Source organism: Pseudomonas mendocina (assembly GCF_900636545.1).
Classification (GTDB): Bacteria; Pseudomonadota; Gammaproteobacteria; order Pseudomonadales; family Pseudomonadaceae; genus Aquipseudomonas; species Aquipseudomonas mendocina.
Window position 1 is genome coordinate 571977 of record NZ_LR134290.1, and the last position, 18019, is coordinate 589995.

The following is an 18019-nucleotide window of genomic DNA, read 5'->3' on the forward strand; positions in this document are numbered from 1 at the left end:
GGATGGCATCCGGGCTGCGGGGCGGCGATTCAATCCATGGGCGGGCCGGGCGGTGAACCGCTTTAGCCGCGAAATGGGTCGCGGCTGAAGCCCTTCCCACAAAACGGTGTTCAGAACACTGACGCGTAATCGCCCATTTCCAGCTGCACCGACTTGATGCGGGTGTAGTGGCCGAGGGTGACCAGACCGTTCTCGCGGCCGACACCGGATTGCTTGTAGCCGCCCACTGGCATCTCGGCTGGCGACTCGCCCCAGGTGTTGATCCAGCAGATGCCGGCTTCCAGCTTGTGGATCACCCGGTGTGCACGGTTGAGGTCGCGGGTCACCACGCCGGCAGCGAGGCCGTAATCGGTGTCGTTGGCGCGGCGAATCACTTCCTCTTCGTCGTCGTAGATGAGGATGCTCATCACCGGACCGAAGATTTCCTCGCGCACGATGGTCATGGCATCCGTGCAATCGGTGAACACGGTCGGCGCAACGTAGGCGCCGTTGGCGTACTCGCCGTCGGTCACCCGTGCACCGCCAATCAGCAGGCGGGCACCTTCGCTGCGGCCCTTGTCGATGTAGCCGAGCACGCTTTCCATGTGCGCATGGCTGACCAGCGGGCCGAAATTGGTGGTGTCGTTCAGTGGATCGCCAAGGCGGATGCGCTTGACCCGATCCAGCACCTTGGCCTCGAAACGCGCTTGCAGCATGCGCGGCACGAATACGCGGGTGCCGTTGGTGCACACCTGACCGGAACTGTAGAAGTTGGCCATCACCGCGATATCGGCGGCACGGTCCAGGTCGGCGTCCTCGAAGATGATCAAGGGCGACTTGCCGCCCAGCTCCATGGTCACTTCCTTGAGGCTGGAGCTGGAGGCGCTGGCCATCACTTTCTTGCCGGTGACGGTGCCGCCGGTGAAGGAGATTTTCTCGATGCCCGGATGCTCGGTCAGCCACTGGCCGACTTCGCGGCCGCTGCCGGTAAGCACGTTGAACACGCCTGCGGGCAGGCCAGCCTCGGTGTAGATCTCGGCCAGTTTCAGCGCGGTCAGCGAGGTGACCTCGCTGGGCTTGAAGATCATGGCGTTACCGGCAGCCAGGGCCGGTGCGGATTTCCACAGGGCGATCTGGATCGGGTAGTTCCATGCGCCGATGCCGGCGACCACGCCCAGCGGCTCGCGGCGGGTGTAGACGAAGGAGGTCTCGCGCAGCGGGATCTGTTCGCCCTCGATGGCCGGGATCAGGCCCGCGTAATACTCCAGCACATCGGCGCCGGTGACGATGTCGACGTAGCGGGTTTCGGACAGTGGCTTGCCGGTGTCGAGGGTTTCCAGTTCGGCCAGTTCGTCGTTGCGCTCACGCAGGATGTCCACCGCCTTGCGCAGGATGCGTGAGCGCTGCATGGCGGTCATCGCCGCCCATACCTTCTGCCCCTCGGCAGCGCTGGCCACGGCACGGTCGACATCCGCCTGGCTGGCGCGCTGCACCTTGGCCAGCACCTCGCCGGTTGCCGGGTTGATGCTGTCGAAGGTTTCTCCACTGCTGGCGGCGACGTACTGGCCACCGATGTAGAGCTGCTGTTCGGCGAAACGGGGCATGGGCTGTCCTCTGAACTCGGTCAATCTGCTTGGAGAACAGCCTATTTTATTTAAATTGAACGATCAATCAATAAAAGCGACGGGACGCAGTCAAACACGACATGGGCGCAGCATGACGGGCAGATGGGACGTGGATACGTGCGCTCGGCAGGGCAGGTGACCCCGCTGTCTGGGTGGCGGGTTGCACCCGCCCTACATGGCTCCTAGGGTGGGCTTTAGCCCACCAAAGTCAGGCGTATGAGGCCTTGCCGCTGGCAACCCCCTAGCGGGCCTTGGCCAGTTGCAGATCGAGGTAGTCGTAGGCGATGCGGCGTGCCTGAGCGGTGTCGAACGCTTCACCGGACAGCGCGCCGCGCAGCCATAGACCATCGATCAGCGAGGCCAGGCCACGGGCGGCGAGGCGTGCCTGATCCTGTGGCAGGGCGCGGCGGAATTGGCCGCAGAGGTTGGAATACAGGCGGTGATCGTTGACCCGCTGCAAGCGCTGCAGGGCTGGCTGGTGCATGCTGCTGGCCCAGAACGCCAGCCAGGTTTTCATCGCCGGGCCGCTGACCTGACTGTCATCGAAGTTGCCATCGATCATCGCCTTCAGGTGCGCGCGTGGGCTGTCGTCGTCCAGTGCCTGGCGCCTATTGGCCACCGCCTCGCGTAACGCCTGCATAAGGTGGCGCATGGTCGCTTCGAGCAGGCCGTTCTTGTCCTTGAAGTAGTGGCTGATGATGCCGTTGGACACACCGGCCAGGCGAGCAATATAGGCGATGCTGGCGTCGGCCATGCCGACCTGATCGACAGCCTCCAGAGTGGCGGCGATCAGTTGCGAGCGGCGAATGGGCTGCATGCCGACCTTGGGCATGGGGCTCTCCATGGGACGGGGGAGCGGAAGTCTAGGCATTTTTTGACTGAGCGATCAATCAAGGCGTGCTGCGGTTTCTGCAGTCAGCGGCCTGTAAGCAGAAGATGTGGCAGAAACAGGGCGATGCTCAGGCCCAGGCCCTGCAACAGGTGGCTGAAGAAGAGCCTGGTAACACTACGTGTGTCCCCGACGTACAGCACAGCAGCCAGCGTGCGCTCGTTGCAGCGCATGGAATACAGGGCGACCATCACGCAGATGAACATGCCAAACGCGCCGGCGCCGGCCCCCCACAGGCTCCAGGATGCGGGCGCAAGCCATGCAGGAAGATAGGGCAGAAGCATTAACTTATAGCCCTCTGGACGGGCGGCAAGGGCCTGTATCCTGCTCTCCAGGCCATTGCGGGACGGCCGCCTGGAGAGATGGTGATACCTGCTCATGCGGCGTCGCTCACTGCTGTTGCGACTCCTCGACAGCATCCGAGGGCAGGACGGTGCATTCGATCAGTGCTGCGACATAGAGCAGTCCGACAGCCAGGCAGGTGTACAGATCGAAACCGAACAGAAACTGGGTGATCAGTGCCGTTAGCAGCAGGACCGCGATAGCCAGCCCCGAGGTTGCAGTCTTGCCTGCTGCCAGCAGAACCGTCCCGGCGATGGCTGCGATCATCAACCCGGCACAGGTGGCCAGGTAGCGGTAGGCCTTCGCGTCCCAGATCAGGAAGATGTTGACCGAACTGGTGTAGACGAGCAGGAATGTCAGTAGGGTCAGGCAGCCGATGGTGGCGAAGACGATGGAGGTGTTTTTCATCTAGCTTGCGGGGCTTTTCGTTGTAGTCGGCGAGAGTCTATCGCTCATGCCGCGCATGCCCCAGCGGAAATACCCGAAAAATTGATCTGCGTGGCATCGCGAACTCACCAGAAACGAAGAAGCGGGCCTTAGCCCGCTTCGTCTTGAGGTTGGATAACCTTACTTCAGCCACTCGGCAACGCGATCCGGGTTCTTGGCGATCCAGTCCTTGGCGGCTTCATCCGGCTTGGCCCCTTCACGAATGGCCAGCATTACGGAACCGACTTCTTCACCGCTCCAGGAGATCTTGCTGAGGAAGGCGGCAGCATCGGCAGCCTTGCCCTTCAGCTGCGGGTTGGCCACGGTGTCGACGCGCTCGTCGTCGCCGAAGACTTTCTTCGGATCTTCGAGGAAGCGCAGTTTCCACTTGGCGAACATCCAGTGCGGGATCCAGCCGGTGACCACGATCGGCTTCTGCGCTTTCTCGGCACGGGTCAGGGCGGTGGCCATGGCCGGACCGGAGCTCGGCATCAGCTTGATGCTGGCCAGGTTGTATTCCTTGATGGCCTCTTCGGTGCGGCGCATCACGCCGGCACCGGCATCGATACCGGTGATCTTGCCGTCGAAGTCCTTGGCGTATTTCTCCAGGTCTTCGATGCTCTTGGCCTGGACGTAGTCCGGCACGATCAGGCCGATCTTGGCGCCGGAATAGTTGGTGCCTAGAACCTCCACCTTGTCCTTGAGTTTCTCGTAGTACTCGCCATGGGTGGCCGGCAGCCAGGCGGACAGCGTGGCATCGAGGTCGCCGCGGGCGACGCCCTGCCACATGATGGCGGGTTCGACAGGCTTCAGCTCGACTGTGTAGCCAAGTTTGCTTTGCAGGATTTCACCGGCAACGTGGGTGACGGCGACGCTGTCGTCCCAGCCATTCACGTAGCCGATCTTCAGCGTGGGTTTATCGGCAGCAAAGGCGCTGCCCATGCCGATGGCCAGGGCGGCGGCGCCGAGGCAGAGGTGTTTGAGTACGCGCATTGTGGTGTTGCTCCGTCAGTTGAGTGGCAGTTGCAAAATCGTTGACTGGCTCGTTCTCATTGCGGGCCTTGCGAAACCGTGTTGCGCAGCAGATTGCCGGTTCGCGGGCAAAGCCTCGCCGTCACGGCCAAATCGGCCGCTAGCGTTCAGCGAGGAGATTTCCAGGCTCGAACCCCAAGGTTCGAGCCTGAATCGGGTCGTGGCCTGTTACAGCCCGACGTGTTTCTTCACGGCAGCGACGCCGTCCTGACCGTCGAAGGTGGTCACACCGCTCAGCCATTGGTCGAGGATCGCCGGGTTGGCCTTGATCCACTCCTTGGCGACGTCCTGCGGATTTTCCTTCTCCAGTACCTTTTCCATCAGCTGGCTTTCGATATCGACGGTGAACTGCAGGTTGTTCAGCAGCTTGCCGACGTTTTCGCAGCGCGCTTCGTAATCCGGCGGTACCACGGTGTAGACCTTGGCCGCACCGTAGTCCGGGCCGAACACATCGTCACCACCGGACAGGTAGGTGATGTCGTGCTGGGTGTTCATCGGGTGTGGCGCCCAGCCGAGGAAGACCACCGGCTCTTTCTTCTTGATGGCGCGCGACACCTGGACCAGCATGCCAGCTTCGCTGGACTCGACCATGCGGAAGTCGCCCAGGTCGAACTGGTTGTTCTTGATCATGCCGTCGATCAGCAGGTTGCCGTCGTTACCCGGTTCGATACCGTAGATCTTGCCGCCCAGTTGGTCCTTGAACTTGGCGATATCCTGGAAGCTCTTCAGCCCGGCTTCGGCCGCGTAGGTCGGCACCGCCAGGGTGTACTTGGCGCCTTCGAGGTTGGCCTTCTCCAGCACCTTGACGCCGCCGTCCTTGAGGAAGGGCTCGATCACCGAGTCCATCGAGGGTGCCCAGTAGCCGAGGAACACGTCGACCTGGCCACTCTTCACGCCGGTGAAGGCGATCGGTACCGAAGCCATGATCTTGCGTGGCTGATAGCCCAAGCCTTCGACCAGGGTCATGGCCACGCCGGTAGTGGCGGCGATGTCGGCCCAGCCGATTTCGGCGAAACGTACCTGCTTGCAGCTCGCCGGCTCCGCGGCCATGGCGCCCTGCATCAGTGCGCAGGACAGCAGGCCAATGGCGGCGGTGGTCTTGAACGATTTCATCTGCGGTTCCCTGTGAAGTGAAAAAGTATTTACTGGCGCTGCAGTTTGCCGCTGAACCAGGCGAACACGCCGCGCTTGGCGGTCTGTTTGGTGCCGAAGCTTTCGGTGATGCGGTCGAGGATGATCGCCAGCAACACTACGGCCATGCCGCTCTCGAAGCCTAGACCGATATCCAGGCGCTGGATACTCGCCAGCACGTCGTTACCCAGGCCGCCGGCGCCGACCATCGAGGCGATGATCACCATCGACAGCGCCATCATGATGGTCTGGTTGACCCCGGCCATGATCGACGGCATGGCGTTGGGCAACTGGACCTTGAACAGCAACTGGCGGCTGGTACAGCCGAACGACTGGCCGGCCTCGACGATTTCCTTGTTCACCTGGCGGATACCCAGGCTGGTCAGGCGCACGGCTGGCGGCATGGCGAAGATCACCGTGGCGATGATGCCGGGCACGCGGCCCAGGCCGAAGAGCATCGCCGCCGGGATCAGGTAGACGAATGCCGGCATGGTCTGCATGAAGTCGAGAATCGGCCGGATGATGGTCGCCACGCGCTCGCTGCGTGCGGCCCAGATACCCAGCGGGATGCCCAGCAGCAGGCTGATCAGCGTCGAGGAGAAGGTCAGGCCGAGGGTGACCACGGTCTGCTCCCAGAAACCGGTCATGACGATGAGGACGAACGCCACCGCGGTGAAGATCGCGAAGCGTACACCGATGCGCCACAGGCCGAGGCCGACGAAGATGGCAATCAGCAGCCAGGCCGGCGGCAGCATCAGCAGCGCCTCGATGCCTTCGGAGAAGCCGCTGACCAGTTTGCCGATGCTGTCGAACACACCGCTGTAGTTGTCCAGCAGGTGCTGGACCACGTCGTTGACCCAGCTGCCCAGGTCGAGTTTCTTGTCACTCATGGGATTCCCCCTGCAGGCGGGTCAGCAGACGGCCCTTGCTGATGGCACCGCAGTAATGGCCTTCGGCATCCACCACCGGGATCGGCCCTTCGTTGTCCACCAGACGGGTGATGACGTCTTCCAGTGGCATGTTTTCAGGGACCGGGACCACCTGCTTGAGCGCATTGGTCTCCAGCGGTCGCGGCTCGTCGCCATCGACCATCAGGGCGATCTTCTCGAGGCTGATGGAACCCTGGAAGTTGTTCTGCTCGTCGACGATGAACGCGTAGTGCTTGTCCAGCGCCTGCAGCTCCTTGCAGATTTTCGCCGCGTCCGGTGCCTTGCCGTTGTGCACGTAGGTCGGCACGCTGTCGGCCTTGAGCTGGCCGGCGGTGAGATAACGGCTGGTGTCGACCGTATCGAAGAAGTTGCGTACGTATTCGTTGGCCGGCTTCTCGATCAGTTCCTGCGGGGTGCCGACCTGGATCAGCTTGCCGCCTTCCATGATGCCGATACGGGTACCGATGCGCATGGCTTCTTCGATGTCGTGGGAGACGAAGATGATGGTGCGGCGGTGGGTCTTCTGCAGCTCCAGCAGTACGTCCTGCATCTCGCGGCGCTTGAGCGGGTCGAGGGCGGAGAAGGCCTCGTCCATGATGATCATCGACGGGTTGACCGCCAGCGCGCGAGCCAGGCCTACGCGTTGCTGCATGCCGCCGGAGAGCTCGTTCGGGTATTTATGGGCGAAGGTGTCGAGACCGACCTGCTTGAGCACTTCCATCGCACGCTGCTCGCGCTCCTTGCGCCCGACGCCGGCCACTTCCAGGCCGAAGGCGGCATTGTCCAGCACGCTGCGCGAAGGCATCAGGGCGAAGGACTGGAAGACCATGCTCATGTCGCGACGACGCAGGTCGATCAACTGCGATTGTGGCAGCTTGGCCACGTTCTGGCCGTCGATGTAGACATCACCGGCGCTGGGTTCGACCAGGCGGTTGATGAGGCGAATCAGGGTCGATTTACCGGAGCCGGACAGGCCCATGAGAACGAAGATTTCGCCCTCCTCGACGCTGAACGACACGTCGCTGACTCCGATTACCGCGCCTTTTTCAGCAAGGATCTTTTCCTTGCTCCAGCCTTCCTTGAGCAGGCCAATGGCTTCTTGTGGGTTTGAGCCGAAAACCTTGTACAGGTTTTCGACCACGATCTTTCCAGACTGCATGGGACGTTTCCCCTTCAATCGGCATCCAGTTGGCGCTGGCACGGCTGGGCACGCATCATCGAAGCGTAGAACAGCGGTGACAGACCTCTGATATCTGTGGGTGTTTTCTGAAAGTCGAGGTTGGCGAACGTTTCGCTGCGCTGTCCGGTGCCGGCACTCGGGCACGTTCAGACGACACGCTGGCGGTTGCTGTCGCAGCCCGTCGCGCCGTTGAATCGTGTGGATGAGTGATCGTTGCCTTGCCGTGCTGCAAACCGCTTTCCAAACCCTCTGGCAGTGTTTCGAAATCCAGTCCGTTGGGGGTTCATGCTCCTTCCTGGAGCATGCGTACATCCGAAATTTCTTGTTGGGCTGGCGCCCGTAGTGGTGGGCCAGCGCTTATCTGTTCTTCGGTCCGGGGTTGTGGGTCCCCAGTCTGCCGCTCCCCCTGGGAGTCGGCAGCGACGTCATCGGCTGACTCAACGATATAGCCTTGGAGCCTGCGCAATTATCGGTTTGCGACTCTGACATGTTGGGCGACGACATAGCGCTGTCCGCTGCGTGTTTACCGGTTTTTCACCCGCTATCGAGTTGTCGATATAGGTGAGTCCACGATCTTTTGATCCCTCCCTGGGTAAGGTTTCGAATGAGTGGTGCGGCACACGCGTAAAAAACCTTAACAGACTTTTTTACCCCCAGGTCAACCCTGAAAGCCGCGTGCGGCGCGGTGCTCCGCTCGCTGATCCGGCTGTAGCCACCGTGTCACGGGGGCTGCGCTTGTGTTGAAAAAAATTGACAGCGGCGAGTCGAAAAAGACCATCTTGCACCGAAAAGGTTCGTGGGCAGAGCGATCGTTGCTGGTCGTGGCCGCAATCAGTAAAGGCGCGGGAAAGTCGCTTGGCCTCGGACCTGCGCGGCCTGGCGATATCCTGACGATTGTCCGAAGTTAATCTGCTTTTTCGTGATTTTCTAGGCTTTTCACGGGCGACGGTTTACGCCGGCGAGCCAGCCGTTGACCAGCTCGGGGTTCTTGTCCATCCATTGTTTGGCTACGCGCCGCCGGTTGGTGTTGCCCTCGAGTACGCCGCTCATCAACTGGTTTTCTGCTGCGATGGTGAAAACCATGTTGCGAAACAGCTGGGCCACGTTCGGGCACTCGTTGGCGAAGCCACCGCGTGTCACGGTATTGACCTGCGCCGCGCCATAGTTGGGGCCGAAATACTGATCGCCGCCGGAGAGGTAGAACATACGTAGCCGGTCGTTCATCGGGTGCGGCTCCCAACCGAGAAACACCGCGGAACGGCCCATCTGCTGGGCGCGCTCGACATGGTTGAGCATGCCCTTCTCGCTGCTCTCCACCAGGGTGAAATCACGCAGGCCGAAGACGTTCTCGCGGATCATGGTCTTGACCATTTCGTTGCCTTCGTTGCCAGGCTCGATACCGAAAATCTGGCCACGCAACTCGTCCTTGAAACGATGTATATCGGCGAAGTCCTTCAGGCCTGCCTCATGCGCAGGCTGCAGTACCGCGAGGGTGTAGCGCACGGTAGGCAGATTGGTTTGCAGCTTGTCGATGCGGCCGCTTTGCATGTGAGGCTCCACCAACTGGCTCTGTGCCGGCATCCAGTTGCCGAGAAAGACATCGACATTGCCGTCGGCGAGCGCCTGATAGGTCTCGGGCAATGACAGCCGCTTTACCTGGGTGCGATAGCCGAGGTCGGTCAATACCAGGCGAGCGACCGCTGTGGTCATGGTGATATCGGTCCAGCCGACATCGGCAAGGGTGATCAGCTCACAGCGTTCGGCCTCAGCAGCCTGCAAGGTGGCGCCGTAAAACAGGCCGACTGCGAGTAGCCAATGAGCGAGTTTGTTCATGGATCACACCTGCCTGTTCGATAGAGGATTCAGTTGCTGACTAGAAAGCAAATGGCGGGCCGTGTGCATCGTGAAAAACGACCTCTACATACCCAGGGTGGCCGTTCTCCATCGCTTGCCTATTTCCACGCGTAAGTGGGCTAGTTGCATAGTGGGTGACAGTCAATTGACGACTGGCTTTACGTCGCCGCATTGCGCCTGTGAGTGCCCGAGTGAATGGTCGCGAATCGTCATTTTCATGGTGAGCCGGATTTGAGTCGAGCTGGGGCGAACGCAGCGTTTCTCGCCAGCTTTTGGTGCGTGTCGACGTTGCCTTGAGCGGCCGTATCAAGTGCCTGTTACCGCCTATCCGTTACTGCCTCTGATGGTCTGTGTAGGGGCTATCCTCAGCAGTGCTACCGAAATGCACAGAGCCCCTTGAGATCGGGCCTTCTGGGGCGTTTGCAGAAGCTGTGACGAGGCTTGGAAAGCCCGGGTGGCGCGGACAGGATTTTTTATTGATGGCCTGATCAATTTAGGCATGAGCTTTGCCTCATTTAAGTGACCAGCTGGTCTCGAATCAGCGCCATAACAAAACTACGGTCCGTCATAGTCGGATCGATACCGTGCTTAGCGTGAGGGTTTCATCGATGTCGCAGTCCAGCCAAGGGTCGCAGCCCCAAAACCGTGCCCCCCAGTCCATCGGCTTCCTGCTTCTGGACAATTTCACTCTGATTTCCCTTGCCTCGGCGGTGGAGCCCCTGCGTATGGCCAACCAGCTCTCCGGCAAGGAGCTGTATCGCTGGCATACGCTGACCCTCGACGGTCTGCCCGTCAGCGCCAGCGACGGCCTGCAGATCACCCCCGATGCTGCCATGCAGGATGCCCCGGCACTGGATGCAGTGATCGTCTGCGGCGGGGTGGACATCCAGCACAGCGTCAAGCGTGAGCATGTCAGCTGGCTGCAATTGCAGGCACGCCAGGGTCGCCAGCTCGGCGCCGTGTGTACCGGTAGCTGGGCGCTGGCCAAGGCCGGTCTGCTCGATGGTTACGATTGCAGCGTGCACTGGGAGTGTCTCGCCTCGATGCAGGAAGCCTTCCCGCGTGCGGCCATCACCACCCGTCTGTTCTCCATCGACCGCAATCGCAACACCTCGTCCGGCGGTACTGCACCGATGGACATGATGCTGCACCTGATCGGCCAGCAGCATGGCCGCGAACTGGCGGCCGGCATTTCCGAGATGTTCATCTACGAACGTATCCGCAACGAACAGGATCACCAGCGCGTACCGCTCAAGCACATGCTCGGCAGCAATCAGCCGAAGCTGCAGGAGATCGTCGCACTGATGGAGGCCAACCTGGAGGAGCCGATCGACCTCGACGAGTTGGCCTGCTTCGTCGACATCTCCCGTCGTCAGCTCGAGCGTCTGTTCCAGAAGTATCTGCACTGCTCGCCATCGCGCTACTACCTCAAGCTGCGTCTGATCCGTGCGCGTCAGTTGCTCAAGCAGACCAGCATGTCGATCATCGAAGTGGCCTCGGTGTGCGGCTTCGTTTCCACCCCGCACTTCTCCAAGTGCTATCGCGAGTACTTCGGTATTCCGCCGCGCGACGAACGTGCCGGCCAGCAGGGCCACAATCTGGTGGTGCTGCTGCCGATTCCCGAGCAGCAGCAGGTCAATTCCAGTGCGGTACTGGCATTGAATCGCGCTCAGGGCGAGTCGACCTTCGCCAGTGTGCGGATCTGACACGATACGCAATGAAAACGGGGCGCCACTGGCGCCCCGTTTCGTTTTGAGTGGTGATCTGTGTTGGCTGTTTGCGGTGGTCTGAAGCGTATCCCCGCCCGGCCCACTCTACGTCTGAAGCGGATTTAAGTTGTAGGGTGGGCTTCAGCCCACCGATTTAAGTCAGGCGGGTTTCGGCACCAGTGCCGGTAGCAGATGACGGCTGATGGCTTCGCGCACATTCGGCAGCAGGGTGGCGCTGCCGCCGAGCAGCTCTTCCACCAGTCGGCGCAGGGCCACGGCACGCTCCGGACTGAGGCCGCTGACGGCCAGCTCGCAGGATTGCTCCGGCGTGGCACCTGCGGGAATACTCAGGCCCAGTGCAACCAGGCGTTCGCGAAAATCCTCCTGGTCGATCAGGTCGGCGTGCATCATGGTCATGACTCCTTGTGGCAAAGCTGGCGTTTAACAACGTAGGCGACGCGGCAAGGGCAACGCAGGCAGTTTTCCAACCGCCCGCTAGCGCAGGACGCCTTCTTCGATCAATAGCTTGAAGATAGCCTCCGCGCCGTCCTGTGGCGAGACATCCTTGAGCACCTGACCGCCGCCGCCACTGGCTTTGGCCGTCGCCGCCTTCATCCGTTCCGCACCGGTCTTGGCCTTGATCACCTTCAGGCGTTTCGGCCGCGGCTTGGCCGGCAGCAGACTGGCTTGCGCCAGCAGTGGATCGTCTATCACGGTGACTTCGTGGGCTTCGACCTGGCCACGGCGAGCCGGGCCGAAGGCACTCTGGCGCGCGACCGGGGCGGCATTGTCGACGCTCGCTACGCACGGCAGGCGTACCTTGAGGCGACGACGTTGACCACGTGGCAGGGCTTGCAGCACCTGGGCCACGCCGTTCTCGACCTTCTCCACTTCGGCCAGGCCGACCACCATGGGCCAGCCCAGGCGCTCGGCCAACAGGAACGGCAGCATGCCCGAACCTTCGCCCGTTTCAGCCTGGCTGCCGGTGAGTACCAACTGCGTGCGACTGCCTTGCAGGTAATCGACCAGCAGGGGCAGAGCGTCGGCGCCTTCCGGCTGTTCCAGCACGTCGAGCTGTTCCAGGCCCATGCCCAGGTAGCCGCGCAGGGCTTCGGCCTGCGGGTCGCCGGCATGCAGCAATTGCAGATTCTGGCCGGCCAGGCGCAGGCCGAGCTCCACCGCGCGGGCGTCCTGCTCGGCGCGGCGTGCGCGAGCGGAGGTCGGGTGGGCGCCGACCGAGACCAGGGCGACGATATTCAGATCAGTCATTTGGGCAACCTCGAACAGTGGGAGCGGCTGGGCGGCACTCCGCTTTAGCCGCGATATGGCCATGCGCGCAGTCTGCCGCGGTTGAAGCCTCTCCCACGAGGGCGTAGTGGTAAGGATTAGGCCGCTTCACGCTTGCCCTCCTGGCGCCAGACGGCGACACGCTCCATCAGCGCGCGAAGGATCGCCGCCGAGTCGCCGATCACCGAAAGGTCGGCGCGTTTGATCATGTCGCAGCCGGGATCCATGTTCACCGCCACCACCTTGTCGCAGGCGCCGATGCCCTGCAGGTGCTGAATGGCGCCGGAAATACCGACGGCCAGGTAGACGCGAGCGGTGACCCAGGTCCCCGTGGCACCGACCTGACGATCACGCGGCATGAAGCCATCGTCGACCGCCACGCGCGAGGCGCCTTCGGTTGCTCCAAGGGCGACGGCAGCCTGGTGGAACAGGTCCCAGTCCTTCATGCCGTTGCCGCCGGAAAGAATGAATTCGGCCTCGGCCATGGGAATCTGCGCCGGGTCCACGGCCACCGGGCCCAGGTCCTCGATGCGCGGCAGGCTGTGGGCGACCTTTTCGGCCAGTTCCAGCGAGCGAGCTTCATGACGGGTTTCGCTGACCGGCTCGGCGCATTCGGCCGCGGCCAGAATCAGGCGTGGCAGCGCGCGCTGGATATCCTGCTGACCACTGCCGGCACGGCCAATGGCCTGTTCGCCGGCAACCTGCCAGACGCGAGTTGCAGGACGCTCGCCGAGCTTGGCGGCCAGGCGACGGCCCAGTTCGCCGCCACCGGTGCGGCTGTCTGGCAGCAGCCAGTGGCGTGGCGCCAGTTGGCTCTCCACGGCGCTCAGCGCCAGTACGCGGGCTTCCGGGGCATAGCCATCGAAGGTGTCACCACCGATGCGCAGCAAGCGGTCGACGCCGGCCGTGTCGAAGGCGCTTTCCTTGTCCTCGCCGAACACCACGGCAACCACGGCGCCACTGTCGCCGGCCAGCTTGCGAGCCAGGCCGAGCAGGTCCTTGTCATGGCTGGACAGGCGGCCGCCGACCATGTCCGGTACCACGCAGATGTGGAAGGCCGGTTGCTCGACGACATGCAGCGGCAGTTGCACCTCGACGCTGGCGCTGCTGCGTTTGCCGCTGGTGCCCTGCTGGGCGCCGCTGCGGTCGATGCGCTTGAGGCCAGCCGGGCCGATGAAGCCGGCAGCGATGGCGTGCGGATTCTTGCGGATGACGCCGTTGGGGCCCATCCAGCTGGTCTGGTTCTGGCTCTGCATGGCCGCATGAAGCGGGTGCAGGCGGTTACGGGCGATCCACTCGGCGCGAGGGTCGCGGCGGATGATGTCGCTCATGCCTGGGCCTCCTGGATGCGCTGGGATTGTTGTTTCATCACTGCACCTCCGCCGCTTCGCGCTTGGTGGTCGGGCGCTTGGCCGGTACTTCGGTGGCTTCGATCAGCACTTCTGCCACCAGCTCGGCGATGTCCTTGATTTCCGGACGTGGTGCGACCACGCCTTCGAGCATCGCAGTGCACTGTGGGCAGCCGACGGCCACCAGCTCGGCGCCGGTTTCCTTGATGTCGACCATGCGCATGTCGGGGATACGTTGCTTGCCGGGGATGTCGGTGATCGGCGCGCCGCCACCACCGCCGCAGCAGCGTGAACGGAAGCCCGAACGTTCCATCTCCTTGACCTCGATGCCGATGGCCTTGAGCACGGCGCGCGGCGCTTCGTACTCGCCGTTGTAGCGGCCGAGGTAGCACGGATCGTGATAGGTGACGCTGGCGGCCTTGCTCTGGCCGAGATTCAGCGAGCCCTTGCGCACCAGCTCTTCGATGAAGGTGCTGTGGTGCAGAACCTGATAGTTGCCGCCGAGCGCGCCGTATTCGTTCTTCAGCACGTGGAAGCTGTGCGGGTCGCAGCTGACGATGCGCTTGAAGCGGTACTTGGCCAGGGTGGCGATGTTGCGCTTGGCCAGGTTCTGGAAGGTCGCCTCGTCACCCAGGCGACGGGCCACGTCGCCGCTGTCGCGCTCTTCCAGGCCGAGCACGGCGAAGTCGACGTCGGCAGCCTTGAGCACCTTGACGAAGGCGCGCAGGGTGCGCTGGTTGCGCATGTCGAAGGCGCCATCGCCAACCCAGAACAGCACGTCGGTTTCGCCCTTGTCGGCCAGCAGCGGCAGGTTCAGGTCGGCTGCCCAGTTCAGGCGACCGCCCGGGTTGAAGCCGCCCGGGTTGTCGGTGGCGATCAGGTTGTCCAGCACCTCGGCGCCCTTGTTCGGGGTGGCGCCCTTTTCCAGGGTCAGATGACGGCGCATATCGACGATGGCATCGACGTGTTCGATCATCATCGGACACTCCTCGACGCAGGCGCGGCAGGTGGTGCATGACCACAGGGTCTCGGCATCCACCAGGGCTTTGCCTTGCAGCGACACGATCGGCTGATGCGGGCCGCCGCTGTGTTCGCCCAGTGGCTTGCCGGGGTAGGGGCTGCCTGCGAACTTGGCGTCATTGCCGCCGGCCAGGCCGATGACCATGTCCTGGATCAGTTTCTTCGGGTTCAGCGGCTGGCCAGCGGCGAAGGCCGGGCACATGGCTTCGCATTTGCCGCACTGCACGCAGGCGTCGAAGCCGAGCAGTTGGTTCCAGGTGAAGTCAGTGGGTTTTTCCACGCCCAGCGGCGCTTTCGGATCATCCAGATCGAGGGCTTTCAGGCCGGTCGAGCGACCGCCGCCGAAGCGTTCGGCGCGGCGGTGCCAGGCCAGGTGCAGGGCACCGGCGAAGGCGTGCTTCATCGGCCCGCCCCAGGTCATTCCGAAGAACAGCTCGGACACGCCCCAGGCCACGCCGACGGCGAGGATCGCCGCCAGCACCCAGCCGCCGAAGTCGGCCGGCAGGATGCCTGCCACCGGCAAGGTGGCGATGAAGAAGCTGGCTGCGAACATCAGCAGGCTTTTCGGCAGGCGCATCCACGGGCCTTTCGACAGGCGCGAGGGCGGATTCAGGCGGCGCTTGGCGACGAACAGGGCGCCGACGAACATCAGCACCGTGGCCGCCAGCAGGGCGAAGCCGAGGATACGGTTGTGCAGGCCGAAACCGTGCACGACGATGGCCAGCACGGCCGCCAGCACGAAGCCACCGGCGGTGGCCACGTGGGTCTTGGACATGTACTTGTCGCGCTCGACCACGTGGTGCAGATCCACCAGGTAGCGGCGCGGCATCTTCAGCAGGCCGCCGATCCAGTCGACCTTGGCAGGACGACCGCGACGCCACATGAAAAAGCGCTTCAGCGCACCCAGCACGGCCAGTGCCAGGGCAGCGAAGAGCAGAATGGGGAGCAGGGTGTTCAACATCTTGTGGTCTCCTTCGCGGGACCGGAAAACATCACGGTTCAGTCCCCTCGCCCCTGCGGGGAGAGGGTTAGGGAGAGGGGGAGCAGATACCGCAAGTCATCGCCCAACGGCCGCTATCCCCCGACCCCTCTCCCGGCTTTCTGTAACAGAACGACGGAAGAGGGGAGACCAGCATCAGAAGTCCTTGCACAACCGTAGGGCGTCGTAGATCGCCGCGTGGGTGTTGCGCTGGGCCACGCAGTCGCCGATGCGGAACAGCAGGTAGCCGTCGCCCGTTTCGCTCAGGCACGGTTGCGGCTTGATCGCGAACAGTGCCTCGACGTCGATCTGGCCCTTGTTGCGCGAGCCCTGCTTGAGTGCGTAGTACAGCGATTCGTCAGGACGCACGCCGTTCTCCACCACCACCTGGTCGACCACGCGCTCTTCCTTGGCGCCGGTGTATTCGTTCTCCAGCACGGCGACCAGCTTGTCGCCTTCGCGGTAGACCTTCTCCAGCATCAGGTCGCCGGTCATGATGACTTCTTTCGGGTACAGACTGCGGTAGTAGGTCGGGAAGCTGGTACCACCGATGGCCACGCCCGGCTTGATGTCGTCGGTGACGATCTCCACCTGCGCGCCCTTGTCGGCCAGGTAGTCGGCCACGGACATGCCGGTGAACTCGCAGATGGTGTCGTACACCAGCACGTTCTTGCCCGGAGCAACCTTGCCCGAGAGCACGTCCCAGCTGCTCACCACCAGGCCTTCTGCGGCGCCCCAGTGTTCGTTCTGCTCGAGGAACGGGTGACCGCCGTTGGCCAGCACCACGATGTCCGGACGCAGGTCGAGGATGCTTGCCTCATCGGCGCCGGTACCCAGGCGCAGATCGACGCCCAGACGCGCCAGCTCCAGCTGGTACCAGCGGGTAATGCCGGCGATCTGGTCGCGCTGCGGTGCACGTGCAGCGATAGTGATCTGGCCGCCGAGTTGTTCCTGCTTCTCGAACAGGGTCACGTCATGGCCACGTTCTGCGGCGACGCGAGCGGCCTCCATACCGGCCGGGCCACCGCCGACGATCACCACCTTGCGTTTGACGCCGGTGGTTTTCTCGATGATGTGCGGCACGCCCATGTATTCGCGGCTGGTGGCGGCGTTCTGGATGCACAGCACGTCCAGGCCCTGGTACTGGCGGTCGATGCAGTAGTTGGCGCCAACGCACTGCTTGATCTGGTCGATCTGGCCCATCTTGATCTTGGCGATCAGGTGCGGGTCGGCCATGTGCGCGCGGGTCATGCCGACCATGTCGACGTAGCCGCCTTCGAGGATGCGCGTGGCCTGGTTCGGGTCCTTGATGTTCTGCGCGTGCAGTACCGGAACCTTGACCACTTCCTTGATGCCGGCCGCCAGGTGCAGGAAGGGCTCCGGCGGGAAGCTCATGTTGGGGATGACGTTGGCCAGGGTGTTGTGGGTGTCGCAGCCCGAACCCACCACGCCGATGAAGTCGAGCATGCCGGTGGCGTCGTAGTACGCCGCGATCTGCTTCATGTCTTCATGGGACAGACCGTCCGGGTGGAATTCGTCACCGGTGATGCGCATGCCGACGCAGAAGTCGTCGCCGACTTCCTTGCGCACGGCCTTGAGCACTTCCAGGCCGAACTTCATGCGGCCCTCGAAGGTACCGCCCCATTCGTCGGTACGCTTGTTCACCCGTGGCGACCAGAACTGGTCGATCAGGTGCTGGTGCACGGCGGACAGCTCGACGCCGTCCAGGCCGCCCTCTTTGGCACGACGTGCGGCTTGCGCGTAGTTGTCGATGATGCGCCAGATTTCCTCGACCTCGATGGTCTTGCAGGTGGCGCGGTGTACGGGTTCACGGATGCCGGACGGCGACATCAGGGTTGGCCAGTGATAGCCATCCCAACGCGAGCGACGGCCCATGTGGGTAATCTGGATCATGATCTTGGCGCCGTGCTTGTGCATGGCGTCAGCAAGATTCTGGAAGTGCGGAATGATGCGGTCGGTGGACAGGTTCACCGAGCTCCACCATTGCTGCGGGCTATCGATGGCGACCACGGACGAGCCGCCACAGATGGCCAGGCCGATGCCGCCCTTGGCTTTCTCTTCGTAGTATTTGACGTAGCGCTCGGTGGTCATGCCGCCGTCGGTGGCGTAGACCTCGGCGTGCGCGGTGGAGAGCACACGGTTGCGGATAGTCAGTTTGCCGATCTGGATCGGCTGGAACATTGCTTCAAAAGCCATTGCGGCACCCTCACGGAAAAGCGGCCTGGGGTCTCTGGTTGGAGGTGCTTCAGTGGTGTGAAGCCCTCCCT

General features: G+C 62.8%; 15 protein-coding genes. 1 reads left to right on the plus strand and 14 read right to left on the minus strand.

The features are described 5' to 3' along the window. Positions 1-110: 110 nt before the first annotated feature. The 9 genes from betB to EL191_RS02700 all read right to left on the minus strand — a co-directional run bounded on the left by betB (position 111) and on the right by EL191_RS02700 (position 9366). Positions 111-1583, minus strand: a complete 1473-nt coding sequence (gene betB, locus EL191_RS02660; RefSeq protein WP_017360561.1) for a betaine-aldehyde dehydrogenase — start codon at positions 1581-1583, stop codon at positions 111-113. Between the two features lie 262 nt (positions 1584-1845). After that, entirely contained in the window at positions 1846-2436 is a 591-nt protein-coding gene (gene betI, locus EL191_RS02665) for a transcriptional regulator BetI (protein ID WP_013713667.1), read from the minus strand. Positions 2437-2519: 83 nt separating this feature from the next. Continuing rightward, positions 2520-2777 (minus strand): hypothetical protein, encoded by a 258-nt coding sequence (locus EL191_RS02670; protein ID WP_169746327.1) that lies wholly within the window; start codon positions 2775-2777, stop codon positions 2520-2522. Positions 2778-2883: 106 nt separating this feature from the next. Beyond that, a complete protein-coding gene (locus EL191_RS02675) occupies positions 2884-3243 on the minus strand; it encodes a hypothetical protein (RefSeq protein WP_041976293.1) in 360 nt (119 codons plus the stop codon). A gap of 159 nt (positions 3244-3402) precedes the next feature. Then, positions 3403-4254, minus strand: a complete 852-nt coding sequence (locus EL191_RS02680) for a glycine betaine ABC transporter substrate-binding protein (protein WP_013713670.1) — start codon at positions 4252-4254, stop codon at positions 3403-3405. 207 nt (positions 4255-4461) lie between these two features. Further along, a complete protein-coding gene (locus tag EL191_RS02685) occupies positions 4462-5406 on the minus strand; it encodes a choline ABC transporter substrate-binding protein (protein ID WP_017360559.1) in 945 nt (314 codons plus the stop codon). A 29-nt stretch (positions 5407-5435) separates the two neighbouring features. Continuing rightward, positions 5436-6314 (minus strand): ABC transporter permease, encoded by an 879-nt coding sequence (locus EL191_RS02690; protein WP_013713672.1) that lies wholly within the window; start codon positions 6312-6314, stop codon positions 5436-5438. Then, positions 6307-7512 carry a quaternary amine ABC transporter ATP-binding protein gene (locus tag EL191_RS02695; RefSeq protein ID WP_017360558.1) on the minus strand — a complete coding sequence of 402 codons (1206 nt, stop codon included), beginning with the start codon at positions 7510-7512 and terminating at the stop codon, positions 6307-6309. The genes EL191_RS02690 and EL191_RS02695 overlap by 8 nt, the downstream gene beginning before the upstream one ends. Before the next feature lie 957 nt (positions 7513-8469). Beyond that, positions 8470-9366: a glycine betaine ABC transporter substrate-binding protein gene (locus tag EL191_RS02700; protein ID WP_041976295.1), complete on the minus strand. Its 897-nt coding sequence runs from the start codon at positions 9364-9366 to the stop codon at positions 8470-8472. Positions 9367-9995: 629 nt separating this feature from the next. Between EL191_RS02700 and gbdR the strand changes: the two genes are divergently transcribed. Beyond that, entirely contained in the window at positions 9996-11093 is a 1098-nt protein-coding gene (gbdR, locus tag EL191_RS02705) for a choline metabolism transcriptional regulator GbdR (protein ID WP_041976298.1), read from the plus strand. A 162-nt stretch (positions 11094-11255) separates the two neighbouring features. On the opposite strand, the gene EL191_RS02710 is transcribed toward gbdR, so the two are convergent. The 5 genes from EL191_RS02710 to dgcA form a co-directional block, all read right to left on the minus strand. After that, positions 11256-11507: a hypothetical protein gene (locus tag EL191_RS02710; RefSeq protein ID WP_013713676.1), complete on the minus strand. Its 252-nt coding sequence runs from the start codon at positions 11505-11507 to the stop codon at positions 11256-11258. Positions 11508-11591: 84 nt separating this feature from the next. After that, the gene (etfB, locus tag EL191_RS02715) at positions 11592-12365 is read right to left on the minus strand and encodes an electron transfer flavoprotein subunit beta (protein ID WP_013713677.1); all 774 of its coding nucleotides are present in this window, start codon (positions 12363-12365) and stop codon (positions 11592-11594) included. Between the two features lie 116 nt (positions 12366-12481). Continuing rightward, positions 12482-13714 carry an electron transfer flavoprotein subunit alpha gene (gene etfA / locus EL191_RS02720; protein WP_041976301.1) on the minus strand — a complete coding sequence of 411 codons (1233 nt, stop codon included), beginning with the start codon at positions 13712-13714 and terminating at the stop codon, positions 12482-12484. A 37-nt stretch (positions 13715-13751) separates the two neighbouring features. Then, the gene (gene dgcB / locus EL191_RS02725) at positions 13752-15713 is read right to left on the minus strand and encodes a dimethylglycine demethylation protein DgcB (protein WP_041976304.1); all 1962 of its coding nucleotides are present in this window, start codon (positions 15711-15713) and stop codon (positions 13752-13754) included. 174 nt (positions 15714-15887) lie between these two features. After that, a complete protein-coding gene (gene dgcA, locus EL191_RS02730) occupies positions 15888-17948 on the minus strand; it encodes a dimethylglycine demethylation protein DgcA (protein ID WP_013713681.1) in 2061 nt (686 codons plus the stop codon). Positions 17949-18019: the final 71 nt, after the last annotated feature.

What these genes read in the sequence shown, in the direction of transcription:
- EL191_RS02690 (WP_013713672.1), bottom strand. Translation starts at nt 6,314, where the DNA reads ATGAGTGACAAGAAACTCGACCTGGGCAGCTGGGTCAACGACGTGGTC.
- EL191_RS02670 (WP_169746327.1), bottom strand. Translation starts at nt 2,777, where the DNA reads ATGCTTCTGCCCTATCTTCCTGCATGGCTTGCGCCCGCATCCTGGAGC.
- dgcB (WP_041976304.1), bottom strand. Translation starts at nt 15,713, where the DNA reads ATGTTGAACACCCTGCTCCCCATTCTGCTCTTCGCTGCCCTGGCACTG.
- EL191_RS02695 (WP_017360558.1), bottom strand. Translation starts at nt 7,512, where the DNA reads ATGCAGTCTGGAAAGATCGTGGTCGAAAACCTGTACAAGGTTTTCGGC.
- betB (WP_017360561.1), bottom strand. Translation starts at nt 1,583, where the DNA reads ATGCCCCGTTTCGCCGAACAGCAGCTCTACATCGGTGGCCAGTACGTC.
- EL191_RS02675 (WP_041976293.1), bottom strand. Translation starts at nt 3,243, where the DNA reads ATGAAAAACACCTCCATCGTCTTCGCCACCATCGGCTGCCTGACCCTA.
- gbdR (WP_041976298.1), top strand. Translation starts at nt 9,996, where the DNA reads ATGTCGCAGTCCAGCCAAGGGTCGCAGCCCCAAAACCGTGCCCCCCAG.
- betI (WP_013713667.1), bottom strand. Translation starts at nt 2,436, where the DNA reads ATGCCCAAGGTCGGCATGCAGCCCATTCGCCGCTCGCAACTGATCGCC.
- EL191_RS02685 (WP_017360559.1), bottom strand. Translation starts at nt 5,406, where the DNA reads ATGAAATCGTTCAAGACCACCGCCGCCATTGGCCTGCTGTCCTGCGCA.
- EL191_RS02710 (WP_013713676.1), bottom strand. Translation starts at nt 11,507, where the DNA reads ATGATGCACGCCGACCTGATCGACCAGGAGGATTTTCGCGAACGCCTG.
- etfB (WP_013713677.1), bottom strand. Translation starts at nt 12,365, where the DNA reads ATGACTGATCTGAATATCGTCGCCCTGGTCTCGGTCGGCGCCCACCCG.
- EL191_RS02700 (WP_041976295.1), bottom strand. Translation starts at nt 9,366, where the DNA reads ATGAACAAACTCGCTCATTGGCTACTCGCAGTCGGCCTGTTTTACGGC.
- EL191_RS02680 (WP_013713670.1), bottom strand. Translation starts at nt 4,254, where the DNA reads ATGCGCGTACTCAAACACCTCTGCCTCGGCGCCGCCGCCCTGGCCATC.
- dgcA (WP_013713681.1), bottom strand. Translation starts at nt 17,948, where the DNA reads ATGGCTTTTGAAGCAATGTTCCAGCCGATCCAGATCGGCAAACTGACT.
- etfA (WP_041976301.1), bottom strand. Translation starts at nt 13,714, where the DNA reads ATGAGCGACATCATCCGCCGCGACCCTCGCGCCGAGTGGATCGCCCGT.